The following is a 15,158-nucleotide window of genomic DNA, read 5'->3' on the forward strand; positions in this document are numbered from 1 at the left end:
CAAACTCGTCGAACGACCCACCGCCGAACTCGACACGACCGACGCCGCAGCCGCCTGATCAAGATTTCTCATCCACAAGTCTTGACTATTGCTCCGCAAGCGGAGCATTGAACTCAACTATTCAGTGAGCACTACTCAAGATCACCCGCTCAACTTGCGGGCCCGCCACCACTTCGGCTACGGGGTGGCCGGCGCCTACGCCGGACACCCACCGCCGGGGACCCGGCACCATCACCTACATCAAGGCGACCTGCACGCCGTCGCCACCGTGCTCGCCGCAATGACCGGCCACCGCACCCTCTCGCCGGTGCGCCGGTCCCGTCGTCGTCGATCTCCACCAGCACGTCGTCGTGGGCGGCGCGGATCCGGACCACTGCGGCGGTTGCGGCCGCGTGCCGGGTCACGTTGGTAGCGCCTCCTGGACAATCCGGTACGCCGCTAGGTCGACCTCCGGTGGCAGCGGCGGCCTCTCGGTGAGCAGGCGATGAGCAGCCGACGGGCTGTGATCGGCTGTCCAGTCCCGGAACGCAAGATCCTCAACATGTCCGAACTAGAAGCGTGACGGAAGAGTTATGCGCCGTTTGTCCGGGTTATGGTGAGTGCCATGAGCGTGACGTCCACCGGGAACACGGGCCACCGCGTACACCTCGCCCACCGCACCAGAGAAACCGTAGCGATCAGGACACGTCGTCTCGGGCGTCCGTCGCAACTCGCTCGCACGGACACCGAGCCCGGAAGGCGAGGTCGGCGACAGGCATGTACAGCTACATAGTCAAGGTTCGCGGGAAGACCTATGTGTGGGGCTCCGACCGGCTCAGCGTCAACCTCACCTGGCCGTTGCTGCTCGTCATCAACAACGACGCTCTCGGCGACCCGATAGACCTCGGCTCCGAGGCGACCGGCCCAGGCGGCCAGACCTCCTTCGGCTCGCTGCAACCCGGGCAATGTTGGACCGTTCCGCTGCTGGGTCTCCGCGCCGTCTTCGCCAACTGCCAGGCCGACACCACGCTGGCGGGGTCGACCACGTGGTCGTCGTGACGCACCGGCCGAAGCCCGAGGGCTGGGACCCCGAGGCGTCGTTCCACTTCGTCGACGGCGTCGAGGCAGCCGTGGCCAAGGCGCAGGAGCTTGCGGGTGACCGCATAGTCGAGGTCGCCGCTGGCGAGGTCGGTGGCCAGGTGCTTGCCGCAGGCCTGGTCGACGAGGTGCGCATGGACGTCGTACCCGTCGTGTTCGGGTCCGGCAAGCGCTACTTCGGGTCGGTCCACGCGCAGCACCTGCTGGAGGATCCTGACGTGGTGATTCAAGGCAACCGGGTGCTTCACCTGCGCTATCGGGTGCGCCGTTGACCGATCTGAGCGGGTACGCGAAGAAGTCCACTGCGAACGGTGACACAAGCTCGCGCCTCCGGCTGCGTTTGCGCATCGCTGCCCCGGGACCAACGCGCCAACCAACATCCAACCAGCGATTACCCCCTCAACTGTGAAGAGCCGCATATCAGCCGACCGAAACCCTGCGGTCGAAGCCGCCCGCCATCTCCTGATCACCCACGGCCTCGGCACGAGCATCCTGGTCGGACGGCACACGCCCGAGGCGGCGCAAGCGCTCCTCCGCTATCACCTCGACCACCTGTTCCCACCGCCATCAGCGCCTTGACGAGATTGTGATGAGCCGCTGGCGGGATAACGGGCGCTCCATCGCCGACCTGCCGCCCTTCATCTGAGCGGCCACCCGGACCACGATGAGGCAGATATCGCTGGCCTGACGATTCCGCGAGCTGATCGTGTGGTGCTCCGATGGTGCTCGGACGTTCGGCACCCCATCAGCACAGGCGCGACTGTTCCAGCAGCGCAACAGCTCTGCCAGCCGTCGACAGCAGTGGCCTGCCGAGAGCAACGCCTGGACCAGCGGAAACGAAAAGCGCTCCGTGTGGATACACGGCCGCAAACCAGTACGTTTTGGGAGCCTAAGATCAGGATAGAGATTCTTTGCCCGGTTCCGACTACGGATCAGAAGGTTAGGGGTTCGAGTCCCTTCGGGCGCACAAGATCGTAAGGGCCTGACCTGCGGAACGCGGGTCAGGCCCTTCGCTTGTCCGTCCTTTTGGGCGTGTGGCTGCTCGGTGGCTGCTCGTCCGACGAACATCCCCTACGTACCGGCCTGTCCGGTGGGGTCTGGGTGGGTCGGTCTGGTGCTGGCGGTGGCGACGAGGGGAATCGTCGATTTCATCGACGCGCGTGTCGAGGTTGATCGGTGGGTTTGCGGTTCGAGCGGTTGGCTTGTGCTGGGTGTGAGGCTGGCTGGCCCCTTGCGGTCCTGGCTGTTCACAGCGTGGCCTCGATGTCGCAGCGGTTGCGCGTGATCGCAGCGCCGGCTTCTCGCAGTGCGTCCACCGCGATGACGGCCGGTGCATCGGCGGCGGTAGCGCGGGTGGCGGTGAAGATGCTGTGTTGGAGGCGTTCCTCTTGGAGTGGATGTTCGGTGATCTGGGGGAAGCGCGGCGGTTAGCAGTGCCGGCAACAGGGCGACGGCTCCTTGAAGGCGACGAGGGCCAGCCGGTCGTCGCTACGGTGGTGGCAGTGTCGCTTCCGCGTCGGACGATCTCGACACGCCAGCGGCCGTCGCGGGTCTGCATGGCCCCACGACCGCTCCCGATGCTCGGACGGGGCCCGGCTTGGGTGCTCGCCGCGCGGAGGTGGTTCTGGTCGGCGTAGTCCTCGCCAGGAGGGATGCCGCAGCCGCCTCTCGATTTCCTTATCTGGACTACCGCCGGGTGACGGACTGGTTGATTGCCTGCATAGGCGAGTTCACGGGTCACAAACCGGGGCCGGAGTCGTTCGAGCGCTACGAGCGCGAGCCTCCTGCAGGACGGTCTGCGGTACGGGTATCAAACCGTCGGCGGTACTCCGACGGCGAGGTGTCGAAGGCCGCGGCGAAGCTCTGCCGCAGCGTGACGCTGCTGCCAAAGCCGCATGCGGCAGCGACCTGGTCGACCGACAGTTCCGTCGACTCCAGCAGTCGACGGGCCTCGTCGAGGCGCTGACGCTTGACCCAGACGGCCGGAGTGACCCCTGTAGAAGCCTGGAACGCTCGAATGAAGGTGCGTCGGCTCATGTGCGCGACGGCGGCCAGCCGATCGACCGTGAGGGGTTCTGCCAGGTGCTGCAGCGCCCATTCGAGCGCTCCGGCGATCGGGTCGTCACCGGAATGCGGGGGTAGCGGTCGTTCGATGTACTGCGCCTGCCCTCCCTCACGGTGCGGGGCCACCACGAGACTGCGCGCCACCCGGTTGGCCGCCGCCGCGCCGAGCCTGCTGCGGACGAAGTGCAGGCACGCATCGATCGCCGACGCGGTCCCGGCCGAGGTCAGCACGTCACCGTGATCGATGTACAGCACGGAGACGTCCATGTCGACGTCGGGGTGACGCGCAGCGAGCATGTCAACGGCCTGCCAATGCGTCACGGCCGTGCGTCGGGACAGCAGGCCTGCATCGGCGACGGCGACGGCCCCGAGGCACAGCCCGGCCACCGTCGCGCCGCGGCCGTGGGCCCTGGTCAGAGCTCGCTGAAGCGCCGGCCCGGCAGCACGACCGTCCTCGAACCAGGAAGGGACGACCACGACATCGGCCCCTTCAGCCGCCGCAGGCCCGCGCACCTCGCCGAGCGTGTAGCCCTCGGCGGTGCGGATCGACCCAGCGCGGTCCGAGAAGAGCATCGTCTGCCAGTTGCCCAGGCCTTGCCGCGCGACCTCGTCGAAGACAAGTTGCGGCACTGAGAGGTGGAACATGGTGACGCCGTCGAAGGCGTAGACGGCGATCCGCAGAGCATTCTCGGACGTTGGCACGAATCCATCGTAACGCTGCACGCGTGCCAATGGCCGATGCGGTTCACAGCCCGCAGACTCGATGCGTCGCCCACGAAGACGGCGGCACCGAGACCAAGGAGCACAGGCCATGACCACCCCTCGCCGCGCACTCATCCTCGTCGACGTGCAGCAGGACTACTTTGGCGGCGGCCCGCTGGAGATCCAGTACCCGCCCCACGCCGAGTCGCTGCCGCAGATCACGCGCGCGATCGACGCGGCCACCGCCGCGGGCATTCCCGTCGTCGCGGTGCAGCACACGGCGGGCGAGGACGCACCCGTGTTCAACCCCACCCAGCCCGGTTTCCGGCTGCATCCGGAGGTCGAAAGCCGCCGCACGGACGAGTGGAAGCCCGTCGTCAAGCAGTACGGCACCGTGTTCGCCGGCACCGACCTCCTCGCCTGGCTGCGCGAGCGCGAGATCGACACCATCACCCTCGTCGGCTACATGACCAACAACTGCGTGCTGGCCTCCGCTGCGGAGGCCGAGACCCACGGCCTGGCCGCCGAGGTCCTCTCCGACGCCACCGGCGCGATCAACATCGCGAACGAGGCCGGCTTCGCCGACGCCAAGACGGTCCACACCACCCTGCTGGCGCTGCTCAACTCGAACTTCGCCGCCGTCGCCGGCACCGCGACCTGGTCCGGCGCTGTTGCCGCCAGTCGGCCGCTGCCCAAGTCCGACCTCGGCGCTTCCGCCGTGACGGGTGCGCAGCGCGCCGCGCAGGCGTGATCCGCGCGCGCCCACGAGCGCGACTGACAATTGTCGCGCGTGGCGGGGCGTAACCAAATACCCATGAGGGCTCCGCGAGGACGCGGGCCTCATTAAGGTCGACCGGGAGGCCCGGCGCGGTCCTCCTGCTCACCGCCGTGCTCGCCGCGGCCGTACTGTCTCTGCGTGGTGACGCCCGAGGGCTCTGGGCTCTTCTTGTCCTACTCACCCCGGTCGGACTGCTCGCTCTGGACCCTCTGACCGAGAACGTCGCCCCGGTCGGGGGCGCCGGATACGCTGACTTCCGCGTCATCACCGGGACCGCCGCCGCCATAGTCATCCTGGGCGGAATGACCCTGGCTGCGGCACGAATCGTGGCTACCGGGACGCGGTGCACCGAGCGGGGACTAGCACCTGCGAGGCCCGCTGGCTGCGGTTCCTGCCCGTCCAGATGCCTGGCGTTTTCAGTACCTGCCTGGCCAGTACGGCTACAGTCGCCGCCTGTCGCTGACCTCGTCCCAGGTCAGGAAACGGTAGTGCAGCCCGGTCGACGACTCCTGCCACGCCCCAACGGAGTCTGGCGCACGCCCCACGTCCGGCGCGTGCGTATCACCTTCGAAGAGCTCCCGGATCTCGGTGACCACGAGCCGGTCCGCGAACGGCAGCGCCGCCCGATACACCGCCGCGCCGCCGATCACCCACACGTCCCAGGACACCGCAGCGAGCGCCTGCGGCAGGTCGGGGAACGTCTCCACGCCCTCCTGCGGCGTGCGCGACAGCACAAGATTGCGCCTGCCCGGCAGCGGCCGGAACCGCGGTGGCAGCGACTCCCATGTGCGGCGGCCCATGAGCACGGTCGCGCCCGCGGTCAGGGAGCGGAAGTGCTTCAGGTCCTCCGGCAGGTGCCACGGCAGCGTTCCGTCGCGGCCGATGACGCCGTTCGCCGACTGCGCCCAGACGAGCCCGATCACACCGCCACCGGTGCCTTGATGCCGGGGTGCGGGTCGTAGCCGTCGAGCGCGACGTGCTCGTAGGTGTACTCGAACAGGCTGTCCGCCGGCTTCAGGCTGAGCGTGGGGAACGTCCGCGCCTCGCGTGCGAGCTGCGTGCGGACCTGGTCCTCGTGGTTGTCGTAGATGTGGCAGTCGCCTCCGGTCCAGACGAAGTCACCGACGCCGAGGCCCACCTGCTCGGCGATCATGTGCGTCAGCAGCGCGTAGCTCGCGATGTTGAACGGCACGCCGAGGAACAGGTCCGCGCTGCGCTGGTACAGCTGGCAGGAGAGCTTGCTGTCGGCGACGTAGAACTGGAAGAACGCGTGGCATGGCGGCAGCGCCATCCGCGGGATGTCGGCGACGTTCCACGCGGACACGATGATCCGCCGAGAGTCGGGGTTCTCGCGAAGCGTGCGCAGTACCTCGCTGATCTGGTCGACGTGCCCGCCGTCCGGGGTCGGCCACGACCGCCACTGCACGCCGTAGATCGGGCCGAGATCACCGTCCGGCGCTGCCCACTCGTCCCAGATCGTGACGCCGTTCTCCCGCAGCCACGTGACGTTCGCGTCGCCGCGCAGGAACCACAGCAGCTCATACGCGATCGAGCGGAAGTGGACCTTCTTCGTCGTGATCAGCGGGAAGCCATCGGACAGCCGGTAGCGCAGCTGGTGACCGAAGATCGACCGCGTGCCCGTGCCGGTGCGGTCCTCCTTGCGGGCGCCCGTGTCCAGCACGTGGCGGAGCAGGTCTTCGTACTGCGTGTCCGGCATGCCGGCGAGCCTAGACGAGTAGTTCCTAGCGGGGTTGGTGGTCGTAGGCGATCAGCGAACGCGTGATCGGTTCGAATCCTGCCGGGGGCACGTCGAAGATCAGCAAAAACATCGTCTGAACTGGCAATACGTACGACGCTCGATTGGCCGGCATGGGTAGCCGTAGGCCACCGGGAGCCGCCGTTTGTCGTGGGTCGGGGAACATGCGCGGAATGATCTTGACGGTGCCTGCCCAGGTCAACCGAGGTGTCCGGGGCAAGATCCGGAACGGCGACCATCATGCGGGCCGGGCGGCGCCGGTCAACGCCTCGTCGATCCGGCTGTTGACGTGGCCTCTTCCCCATCGATGCACTGGCATAGACCTTGAGCAGAACCTCAGTCGAACAGGGTGCGATCAAGCTAGGGCTGGCGGCGCGCGAAGAGGACGGCCCGGGAACGCTACCTGGCACGTCGCGCGTTCCGGAGTCATCTTCGGCGACCGGTGGATCGCTGGCGAGGACGTTGACCTGTGCCGGGAGCATGACGAGCGGGCCCCGCGCTTGACCGGTGCCGAAGACCATGTCAACCGGTGATCGGTAACGGCAGCCGCAGCCACGGCGGCAAAGGGGCACGCCGGACCTCAGCGCCGGGCCAGTGCCAGCACACTCAGACCGAACATCAAGACACCCAGGGGGAGATGGACCGACGGGACGTGCGCGATGCCCAGCACGACCTGGACCGAGGCGAGTGCGAGGAATCCTGACGCGTGCCAGACCGGCCGGGGCGAGCTGCCACCGGGCTTCCACGCCAGCACCGCCGCGAGCACGTACAGCATCGACGCCCCGTACATCACACGGGCTCCGACACTGTGCAGCGTCTCTCCGTAGGACGAGGTCAGCAGCAGCCCGGCGGAGACCGCCTGAAGGAAGATGGTCAGGGTCTGCAGGGCGATCGCGATCTGCAGGAACGAGGAACTGCGTTGTGCGTTCGCCGTCACCTGAGTGGCCATGTCACAGTCCCCTTTTCCGCCCTCGGGCAGTAGGTCGATAAGGTCTCACCAGTCCGACGATGCGGGCCTGCAGAAGGTAAGGCGAGGGGACGGCCGGAAGCATGGGGACTGTCGCGACCAGCGCAGATGAGGTAGTCGGCGAGCGACGTCAACTGATCAATGTCGCTTACCGGTTGCTCGGTTCGGTGACCGAGGCCGAGGACGCCGTACAGGATGCCTACGCACGCTGGTACGCGCTGCCGCGAAGCCGGCAGGAGGAGATCCTCTCCCCCGGCGCCTGGCTGACGACGGTGACCAGCCGCATCTGCCTGGACCTGCTCGGCTCGGCGCGGGCCCGCCGTGAACGCTATGTCGGCGCGTGGCTGCCCGAGCCGCTGCCCGACCGCACCGAGTGGGACCACGCAGGTGGCGCCGACCCCACCGGCCGTGCGGACCCCGCCGACCAGATCGTTCTGGACGAGTCGGTGGCCATGGCCTTCCTCGTCGTCCTGGAGTCGATGACGCCCGCCGAGCGGGTGGCGTTCGTCCTGTACGAGGTCTTCCGGTATCCGTTCGCCGAGATCGCCGACGTTCTCGGCCGGACCCCTGCGGCCTGCAAGCAGCTGGCGGCCTCCGCCCGGCGGCGGGTGAGCGTCGCGCGCGCTCGGGTGACGGCGACCGGCCAGGCCGACGTGGTGAGGCATGTCAAAGAGGCATGGGAGACCAAGGACGTCGCAGCCCTCGTCGGTCTCCTCAACCCGGCTGCCGTGATGACCGCCGACGGCGGCGGCATGGTCGGCACCGTCCTGCGCCCGGTCGAGGGCGGCGCGCGCATCGCCCAGTACATGGTCGCCATTGCCGACAAGGCTCCGGGGCTCGAACTCCTGGAGCGGTCGGTCAACGGTGTGCCGGGCCTGGTGGCCCAGCGTGCCGGCGTCGTCGTGACCGTAGCCTCGTTCGACGTCGCCGACGGGCGCGTCACTCGGATCTGGGCGGTCCGCAACCCGGAGAAGCTGCGGCCGTGGGCGCGGGAGGGCTAGTTAGCCCTCGCTCCGCAGAGCGCGCCGTCGTCGCCAGCAGATGAGCGCGCATCCGGAGGATGAGGAATGCTTCGTGGATGTCGTCGCGGATCTCCCAGCGGATCCGCAGGCGGCGGAACCAGTGCAGATGGGCGAACGCCCGCTCCGCAACCCACCGTTGGGCGCCCAGGCCGGAGCCGTGCTCGGTGTCGCGCGCCGAGGTGGCTGAGCAGCGGCTCGTCGGTCGCGAGGGCGACGGGTGCGTGGTCGGCCATCGGGTGCACTCCTCCCTGCGGTCAGCTCACCCCGGCCGGGTGAAGCGGTCGACCAGCAGGGCCAGCCGCCGCTCGTGCTCCTCCCGCCGGAGCCGGCCGCTGCGCATCAGCGTGACCAGGCCGTGCACTCCACTCCAGAAGGTCTCGGTGAACGTCTCCAAGTCGTCGTCGCCGGCGATCGGGCGCAGGCTCTCGGCCAGCTCGGCGAAAGCCCGGGCCAGGTCCACCGGCACGTCCTGGTTGGCGAAGGGCAGGTCGACGGCGAGGTTGAACATCGCGTCGTAGAGGGCGGGCCGCCGCTCGGCGAACGTGGCGTACGCCGTGGCGACGTCGGCCACCGCCTGCCGCGGGTCGGTCACGGCGGCCCGGGCGGCGGCGAGTTCATCGGCCAGGTCACCGAAGCCTTCCACGGCGACCGCCGCCATGATCGCGTCCTTGCCCTTGAAGTGGCTGTAGAGGACGGGCTGGCTGTACTCGATCTCGGCCGCGAGCCGGCGGGTGGTGACCGCGTCCCAGCCTTCCGACTCCGCCAGCTCTCGGGCCGCTGCGACGATCGCCCGCTCCCGTTCCGCCCGCTCCCGCTCCCGGCGCGCCTGAATCGACATGACCGAACTCTAGCATCGCTAGCCAATCTGCCGTCGCTCTGCTAACTTCGCTCTCATATCTAGCGCTGCTAGCATTCGGAGTCGAACATGCTCAGCCCCCTCGCCTACGGGCTCGCCGTCGTCCTCAGCCTCTTCGTCGTCCTCATCGGCGCCCGGTTCCTCCTGGCGCCCCGGGCCGCGGCGGCCGGCTACGGCGTCCCGGCCACAGCGGACGGCGACCCCGCCTACCTCACGATCAAGGGCCTGCGCGACCTCAGCTACGGCCTGCTCGGCCTCGCCCTGATCGCCTTCACCACCGCCGACGCGGTCGCCTGGTTCATGCTGATCGTCGCGCTCAACCCGTTGGGGGACACCGTCGTCGTGCTCCGGCACGGCGGCACGAAGGCCGCTGCCTTCGGCATCCACTTCGCCACAGCCGTGGTCGTGGTCCTCGACGCCATCCTGCTGTTCGCCCTGTAGACACCCCCGCGAAGGAGCCGTCCGATGTCCCTGATCACGCCCGAGTTCGACAGGTCCGTCGTCGTTCGCGACGCCGACGCCGAGGTGGTGGGGCGGGCCCCGACCACGATCCGGCTGCTCGCCGACAGCAGTGCCACGGGCGGCGCCCTCTCCACCCAGCGGGTCACCCTGACCGACGGCGCGGACGGCGCCCGGCCGCACCACCACGCCAACTCGGCCGAGCTGTTCTACCTGCTGGACGGCACCGCGCAACTGCTCTCCGGCGAGCAGGTCGTCACCGCCGAGCGCGGCGACCTGGTGATCGTGCCGCCGGGCGTGGCGCACGCATTCGCCGCCGCCCCGGGCGAGAACGCCGACATCCTCATCGTCATCACCCCCGGCGTCGAACGGTTCGAGTACTTCCGGCACCTGGAGCGGATCGCCTACGGCAAGGTGCCGCCGGAGAGCCTGCTGGAGGTGCAGGAGCTGTACGACACGTACTTTCGGGGCAGCCCAGCCTGGGATGCCGCCCGTCGTTGACCGACGACCGGACTCGCGACCGTCGATCTTGGCTGCCGGCCCAGCCGGCCGACGGCCGTATCGCGGGCCGGTCGGCGGGGCACGGTGGAGTCATGACGAAGGTGCGCAGGCCTGGCCCACCGGCAGCCTTGACATCCGGGAAGGAGCGACCGCATGCCGCGGTCGCGCCCCTACCGAGTCAGTCCCGCGTCTCGTCGACGTCACAGACCTTCCAGTCGCCGTCCTCTTTGAGGAGGGTCATGGTGATGTTGCCGGTTCTGATCTTGCCGCCGTCGGTTCCGGTGAACTCCGCGGTCACGGTCGCCGAGTTCTCGCGCTCCTTGCTGGATGTGATCTCCCAGTCCAGCAGGCCTTCGTCGTCATCCCACTCATCATCGTCATCGAGCCTCTTTTGCTCGCTGGCGCAGATCACCGCCCGCAGGTCATCGAGGCTTCTGTCCTGGACGGCGGAGAGGTACTTCTCCGCCACATCCTCGGCGTCGTCCTTGAACACGACCCGGTAACCGAAAATGCCAAAGCCGCAGCAGAGCAGAAGCAGCAATGCACCCGCCCCGGCGATCAGCCCATTCCTTGTGTTCTTCAAGATGATTATCGATCCATTGAGAGGTACGGTGTCGCCGGGAGCAGCCCGGCGACGTCAGGTTAGTGAGTAGGTCGGGCGACGCCAGGTCTAGTGAGCTGTCCGGCTGCGGCCATGACCGCATTCGGACAGGCCGGGCCAGCGCTCGTGGCGACCACGCGTTCCCATCCTCTGCTCAGCACAGTTCTCACGGTCGCTGTTTGGCAGCGAGGTGTGACGGCGATGCGTGGGTGGGAAGTCGCTCGCGGCGCGATGGGCACAGCCGTGAGGCTGCTGCTGCCCGGTACGGCGGTGGTGGTGACATCGACAGGCGTACCCCTGGCGACAACACCGCCGCCGCGCGGGCCTCGAGAAGCGACGAAGCGGTGACCCCGGCTGCGGCGCGTCGATCGGGGTCGACGTACGGGTTCAGGCCACCGTGGACGGCTCCACGCGGGTACGTGGGTAGCGAACCCGCCGAGTTTGCCTCGTGGCAGCCGGCGGGTTCGCCATCGGCGGCTCAGCCGTGGAACGGCTCGGGGCCCGGTGCCGGCTGGGGTGTGTCGTCGAGCCAACCGAGGCGTACCGCCTGGACGCCGAGCTCGAACCGGCTGGTCGCGCCGATCCGGTCGGCCAGGTCGGCGATCATCCGCCGGACGGTGCGGGCGGAGACGCTGAACTGTCGGGCGACGCTCTCGTCCTTGGCGCCCGCCGCGAGCAGTTGGAGCAGGTGCCGCTGCTGCCGGGTCAGCTCGCCTGCTGGCGGGGAAGCCTGCTGCTCGATCGGCACCGCGGAGGGCCAGTGCCGGCCGAACAGGTCGGCGGCGGCCGCCACGAGGCCCGGGTGGGACACCCGGATGACGCCCCGCTGGTTGTCCGCCGGGTCGACGGCAATCACCACGTACCGGTCATCGACGACGAACGTCCAGACCGGCAGGGTCGGGGTGGTTCGGACCTCCACGCCGTTGTCATGAACCCGCCGGGCGCCCGCGAGCAGCCGCGGGTCGTTGACGATGCTGTCCAGCAGGATCAGCTGTACCCGGATCCCACGCGCGGCGGCGAACTCCGCCAGCCGGTACGCCGGGTCGTAGTCGGTGCTGGTCTCCAGCCCTGGCGGCCCGCCGGCGGCAGCCAGGCACTGGATGCTCGTCGTTGCCTTCGCCGCGATCTCCTCCACGCACAGCCAGGCGGCGTCCCGATCGTCGAGCAGTTCGACGTCGTGCAGTAGCGCGGGGCTGGCCCGGAAGCTGGCCGACATCTCCGCGACGGCCGCCCGGGTCAGCTCCACCGCTCGCGTCTGGCGAGCGAGCCGTGCCTCGGCGTACGACAGCAGCGGCGCGAACCCGACGGCCGGGTTCACCGGCCGGATCTGCTCGGCGTGGGGCCGCCGGAGCAGTCCGATTTCCATAAGACGCCGCACCGCCGCGTCGACCTCTGCCGCCGGCTGGTCCACGGCGTCGCGGAGCTGTTCCAGACTCCACACCGGGCGCTGAAGGGCAGCCCGGTAGACCAGCTCACACGTTTCGTCCAGGCCGACCTCCGCCAGCATCAACGCTTCTCCTTCTCCCGCCGAGCCATGCTGGGGGAAGAGGTTAGTAGTGCTTGGTGAGGTCGGGACGGGTTGGTGGCAGCCGTCGGCGCCGATCGCGTAGACGTCGTCGTCGGTGAGTTCGGTCTGGTAGTCGGCGTCCAGGATCCCGCAGCCGTTCGCAGCGAAGTCGAACCCGTAGGACCAGTCGTACACGTCCAGGAACTGCGGCATGCGCCCCGACCGCACCCGCCGGTCGAACGCCGTCAGCGCAGCCGCGCCCGTCGGCGGCAGGCGGTCGAGCATCGGCGCCACCGGCCGGGTCTCCTCGGGAACCGTGACCGGTGAACGGTCGGAGAACCACCGTGCGAGGTCGGCGTCGAGGTCGCGCTCGACGTAACCGGAGAGGTCGTCAAGATTGAGCGTCACCGGCGAATGCCAACCGCGACGGTCCTACGGTGCGTTCGTCGCGGCACACTGGGCCAGCCGGAATCCGGACCGTACCCTGGGCGCGGTCCTGGTCGACGGCGCGTACCCGCACGACTGGCTCGACGAGGCCATGGAGCAGCGGATCCGGAAGCTGTTTCGGCGGATGGGCTGGTTCCTGCCGCTGCTGCGCCCGACGGGCCTGACCCCGCGGATGACGGCCGAACAGCAGGCGAACAGCAACATCGAGATCGGCGTGATCTCCCGCGAGCGCGAGCTGGGCCCCGTGCTGGACAACATCACCGTCCCGGTGCGGTATGTGGTCGCTTCGGGAACGTCCTTCGGAAGCCGCGGCGATGAGCAGGAACGGATACGCACCAGCCTCGACACGGTGACCGCCCGCAACCCGAACATCCGGATCAGCGCGAAGGTCGCGAGCAACCACGGTGCGATCCTGCGGAAGGACTCCCCGGCCATCGCCGAGGCCGTACGCGAGGTCGCCGCCCTCGGCCTCCCCCGCGTCCCGCCGATGGGTTCCGAGAGTGCCCGATCCGGTCCGGCGGCCGACGGTGCTGGTGACCTCTGACTCCATCGATATCTGTCGGTGGTGCGGGCCTGCGCTCGTTGGGCGGAGTCGCTTCCTGGCGGCTTGCCGTCGCCAGGGCCACGGCGGTCGATGCCGGTCCCGACCGCCCGGTGGTGCCGGAGGGGGTTCTCGGCCGCGAACCAACCGGTTGTGGGCGACAATCAGAGGGTGGACCGGGTGGTGGCGGTGCTTACCGGGTTACCGCCGGTCCTCGTCCTGGCCCTGGTGTTCGTGTTGCCGGCCCTGGAGTCCTCGACCCTGCTCGGGCTGGTTGTACCGGGCGAGACGGCGATCCTGATCGGGGGGCTCGTGGCACACACCGGCGAGCTGCCGCTGTGGGCGGTGGTCGTCGCCGGGACGGCTGGGGCGTGCCTGGGTGACCAGGTCGGCTATGCGCTGGGCCGACGGTACGGCCCGGGGATGCTTGCCCGAGCCTCCGGGTCGGCGCGCCGGCGCGCCGACATCCGGCTTGCCCGCCGCCTGATCGCCCGACGCGGTGCGTGGGCGGTGGTGGTGGGCCGGTGGGTGGCGGTCCTGCGGGCCGTGGTGCCGATGGTCGCTGGCGCCGGCGGGATGCCGTGGCTGCCGTTCCTGCGGGCGAACCTGGCCGGCGGGCTGGTGTGGGCGACGACCGTGGCGCTGCTCGGCTACCTGGGCGCGGCCTCCTACCATCGCCTGGAGCGTGAGCTGGGGATCGGCGAGTGGGCCCTGCTGGCCGTGATCGCCACCGCCGTGGTGCTGTACGTGTGGCGGCGGCACCGTCGGGTCCGGCAGGGTCGGGCCGACCGCTGACCGGTGCGCCAATCGTCCGCGGGGGCGCCCACGGCCGGGCTTTCTGGGCGGCGGGCCACCGACCTGCTGCGTGAGCACGGATCCAACCGGATTGAGGTGAGCGGCAAGCGGGGATGGCGGCTGCTGCTGTGGCTGCCGTGCCAGCCAGCCGGCAGGTCTGACTACTCGCCGGCCTGCCCGTCGATGCTCTCGCGCAGCAGGTCCAGGTGGCCGCAGTGACGCGCGGTTTCCTGGATCATGTGCGTGAGCGCGTATCGCAGCGTGAAGGAAACGTCGGCGGCCCGGGCACGGTCGTCGAGCGCCGCGCCCGCTACGACTGCGGAGGACCGCGCGCACTCAGCCAGGTACGCCTCGACGATCTCAGCCAGCGAGTCCTCGGGGGTGAGAGCGAACGCACCGGGCTCGTCGTCGGCCCACGGCGGAGGTAGTTCCTGACCGGCGAAGTCGATGCTGAACCAGTACCGTTCCACCCCGGTCAGGTGCTTGACCAGCCCAGCGGGGGTGAGCCCGGACGCGAGCACCGGCCGACCGAACGCCTGCTCGTCGGTGAGCCCGGCGACCTTGTTCACGACCGAGGCACGCAGGAAGTCAAGCAGGCCGGACAGGATCTCGCGTTCGCCTCCGTCCTCCGGAGGGCGGATGCGGACCACGGGTGCGACGGATACGTCGGTCATCGGGGCACCGTAGCGTCGGACACCGACATTTTCGGGGCGTCGGGACATCCAGGCCTTCGACAGTCGTCGCCGCCGCCTCCAGGGCTGCCGGCCGATCGCCGCAACCGCCAAATCCTGCTTATCCGTCGATGCGGCACGATTCCTCCCCTGTCGGCACTCATCGGGCTGCCGCAGCGGTTCGGTCGCGCATTATGCGCTACATGGGATTCCTTCGCCACCCCGGCCCGCCAGTGCTGCTGCCGGGTAGGTGACATTCCCATGCCATCGTCAGGCATCAGTGACGGAGCGATTACCCGAAGATCGGGTGCCGGCCTGCGAATTTGCAAATCAATCGCGCCGGTCCTGACGCTCGGTGACGCCGAAAATAGTGCTGTGATCCAGATCACTGATCATCCTGAGTGTTCGGGTCGA

At 69.0% G+C, this 15,158-nt stretch carries 15 protein-coding genes and 2 pseudogenes; 8 read left to right on the forward strand and 9 right to left on the reverse strand.

Annotated features, from left to right (window positions below; all coding sequences use genetic code 11):
* The first annotated feature begins 756 nt into the window (after positions 1–756).
* Positions 757–1,038 (forward strand): hypothetical protein, encoded by a 282-nt coding sequence (locus tag AB0G14_RS27535; protein WP_357702226.1) that lies wholly within the window; start codon positions 757–759, stop codon positions 1,036–1,038.
* Positions 1,011–1,349: pseudogene (locus tag AB0G14_RS27540) on the forward strand (dihydrofolate reductase family protein); the annotation flags it as partial. The gene AB0G14_RS27535 and the pseudogene AB0G14_RS27540, both read left to right, overlap by 28 nt.
* A 1,495-nt stretch (positions 1,350–2,844) precedes the next feature.
* Here the strand turns inward: AB0G14_RS27540 and AB0G14_RS27545 are convergent.
* Positions 2,845–3,843 (reverse strand): helix-turn-helix domain-containing protein, encoded by a 999-nt coding sequence (locus tag AB0G14_RS27545; protein ID WP_357702228.1) that lies wholly within the window; start codon positions 3,841–3,843, stop codon positions 2,845–2,847.
* 109 nt (positions 3,844–3,952) lie between these two features.
* On the opposite strand from AB0G14_RS27545, the gene AB0G14_RS27550 reads away from it, so the two are divergent.
* Positions 3,953–4,594 carry an isochorismatase family protein gene (locus AB0G14_RS27550; RefSeq protein ID WP_357702230.1) on the forward strand — a complete coding sequence of 214 codons (642 nt, stop codon included), beginning with the start codon at positions 3,953–3,955 and terminating at the stop codon, positions 4,592–4,594.
* Positions 4,595–5,061: 467 nt separating this feature from the next.
* Here the strand turns inward: AB0G14_RS27550 and AB0G14_RS27555 are convergent, their stop codons facing one another.
* The 3 genes from AB0G14_RS27555 to AB0G14_RS27565 form a co-directional block, all read right to left on the reverse strand.
* Positions 5,062–5,544, reverse strand: a complete 483-nt coding sequence (locus AB0G14_RS27555; protein WP_357702232.1) for a dihydrofolate reductase — start codon at positions 5,542–5,544, stop codon at positions 5,062–5,064.
* Positions 5,541–6,338, reverse strand: coding sequence for a thymidylate synthase (locus tag AB0G14_RS27560; RefSeq protein ID WP_357702234.1), 798 nt, complete (start codon positions 6,336–6,338; stop codon positions 5,541–5,543). Before AB0G14_RS27560 ends, AB0G14_RS27555 begins: the two co-directional genes overlap by 4 nt.
* A 619-nt stretch (positions 6,339–6,957) precedes the next feature.
* The gene (locus AB0G14_RS27565) at positions 6,958–7,326 is read right to left on the reverse strand and encodes a hypothetical protein (protein ID WP_357702236.1); all 369 of its coding nucleotides are present in this window, start codon (positions 7,324–7,326) and stop codon (positions 6,958–6,960) included.
* Positions 7,327–7,427: 101 nt separating this feature from the next.
* On the opposite strand from AB0G14_RS27565, the gene sigJ reads away from it, so the two are divergent.
* A complete protein-coding gene (gene sigJ / locus AB0G14_RS27570; protein ID WP_357702238.1) occupies positions 7,428–8,345 on the forward strand; it encodes an RNA polymerase sigma factor SigJ in 918 nt (305 codons plus the stop codon).
* Here sigJ and AB0G14_RS27575 read toward each other — a convergent pair.
* Positions 8,346–8,544: pseudogene (locus AB0G14_RS27575) on the reverse strand (transposase); the annotation flags it as partial.
* Positions 8,545–8,625: 81 nt separating this feature from the next.
* Positions 8,626–9,204, reverse strand: a complete 579-nt coding sequence (locus AB0G14_RS27580; protein ID WP_357702240.1) for a TetR/AcrR family transcriptional regulator — start codon at positions 9,202–9,204, stop codon at positions 8,626–8,628.
* 87 nt (positions 9,205–9,291) lie between these two features.
* On the opposite strand from AB0G14_RS27580, the gene AB0G14_RS27585 reads away from it, so the two are divergent.
* Both AB0G14_RS27585 and AB0G14_RS27590 read left to right on the forward strand, forming a co-directional pair.
* The gene (locus AB0G14_RS27585) at positions 9,292–9,663 is read left to right on the forward strand and encodes a DUF4267 domain-containing protein (protein ID WP_357702242.1); all 372 of its coding nucleotides are present in this window, start codon (positions 9,292–9,294) and stop codon (positions 9,661–9,663) included.
* Between the two features lie 24 nt (positions 9,664–9,687).
* The gene (locus AB0G14_RS27590; RefSeq protein WP_357702244.1) at positions 9,688–10,182 is read left to right on the forward strand and encodes a cupin domain-containing protein; all 495 of its coding nucleotides are present in this window, start codon (positions 9,688–9,690) and stop codon (positions 10,180–10,182) included.
* Positions 10,183–10,360: 178 nt separating this feature from the next.
* Here AB0G14_RS27590 and AB0G14_RS27595 read toward each other — a convergent pair whose 3' ends face one another.
* Both AB0G14_RS27595 and AB0G14_RS27600 read right to left on the reverse strand, forming a co-directional pair.
* On the reverse strand, positions 10,361–10,675 hold the full coding sequence (locus AB0G14_RS27595) for a hypothetical protein (protein WP_357702246.1): 315 nt from the start codon (positions 10,673–10,675) through the stop codon (positions 10,361–10,363).
* A gap of 586 nt (positions 10,676–11,261) precedes the next feature.
* A complete protein-coding gene (locus AB0G14_RS27600; RefSeq protein WP_357702248.1) occupies positions 11,262–12,698 on the reverse strand; it encodes a LuxR C-terminal-related transcriptional regulator in 1,437 nt (478 codons plus the stop codon).
* Between AB0G14_RS27600 and AB0G14_RS27605 the strand changes: the two genes are divergently transcribed.
* Both AB0G14_RS27605 and AB0G14_RS27610 read left to right on the forward strand, forming a co-directional pair.
* Positions 12,688–13,281, forward strand: a complete 594-nt coding sequence (locus tag AB0G14_RS27605) for a hypothetical protein (RefSeq protein ID WP_357702250.1) — start codon at positions 12,688–12,690, stop codon at positions 13,279–13,281. The two genes, AB0G14_RS27600 and AB0G14_RS27605, sit on opposite strands and share 11 nt — an antisense overlap.
* Before the next feature lie 168 nt (positions 13,282–13,449).
* Positions 13,450–14,073, forward strand: a complete 624-nt coding sequence (locus tag AB0G14_RS27610; RefSeq protein WP_357702252.1) for a DedA family protein — start codon at positions 13,450–13,452, stop codon at positions 14,071–14,073.
* A gap of 161 nt (positions 14,074–14,234) precedes the next feature.
* Here AB0G14_RS27610 and AB0G14_RS27615 read toward each other — a convergent pair whose 3' ends face one another.
* On the reverse strand, positions 14,235–14,747 hold the full coding sequence (locus AB0G14_RS27615; protein ID WP_357702254.1) for a DinB family protein: 513 nt from the start codon (positions 14,745–14,747) through the stop codon (positions 14,235–14,237).
* Between the last annotated feature and the right edge of the window lie 411 nt (positions 14,748–15,158).

It is taken from the genome of Micromonospora sp. NPDC023814 (assembly GCF_040639595.1).
Taxonomy (GTDB): Bacteria; Actinomycetota; Actinomycetes; order Mycobacteriales; family Micromonosporaceae; genus Micromonospora.

Bases quoted from the DNA above. Each gene is read 5' to 3' on its own strand.
- AB0G14_RS27535 (WP_357702226.1), top strand. From the start codon at position 757: ATGTACAGCTACATAGTCAAGGTTCGCGGGAAGACCTATGTGTGGGGC.
- AB0G14_RS27550 (WP_357702230.1), top strand. From the start codon at position 3,953: ATGACCACCCCTCGCCGCGCACTCATCCTCGTCGACGTGCAGCAGGAC.
- AB0G14_RS27560 (WP_357702234.1), bottom strand. From the start codon at position 6,338: ATGCCGGACACGCAGTACGAAGACCTGCTCCGCCACGTGCTGGACACG.
- AB0G14_RS27565 (WP_357702236.1), bottom strand. From the start codon at position 7,326: ATGGCCACTCAGGTGACGGCGAACGCACAACGCAGTTCCTCGTTCCTG.
- sigJ (WP_357702238.1), top strand. From the start codon at position 7,428: ATGGGGACTGTCGCGACCAGCGCAGATGAGGTAGTCGGCGAGCGACGT.
- AB0G14_RS27580 (WP_357702240.1), bottom strand. From the start codon at position 9,204: ATGTCGATTCAGGCGCGCCGGGAGCGGGAGCGGGCGGAACGGGAGCGG.
- AB0G14_RS27585 (WP_357702242.1), top strand. From the start codon at position 9,292: ATGCTCAGCCCCCTCGCCTACGGGCTCGCCGTCGTCCTCAGCCTCTTC.
- AB0G14_RS27590 (WP_357702244.1), top strand. From the start codon at position 9,688: ATGTCCCTGATCACGCCCGAGTTCGACAGGTCCGTCGTCGTTCGCGAC.
- AB0G14_RS27615 (WP_357702254.1), bottom strand. From the start codon at position 14,747: ATGACCGACGTATCCGTCGCACCCGTGGTCCGCATCCGCCCTCCGGAG.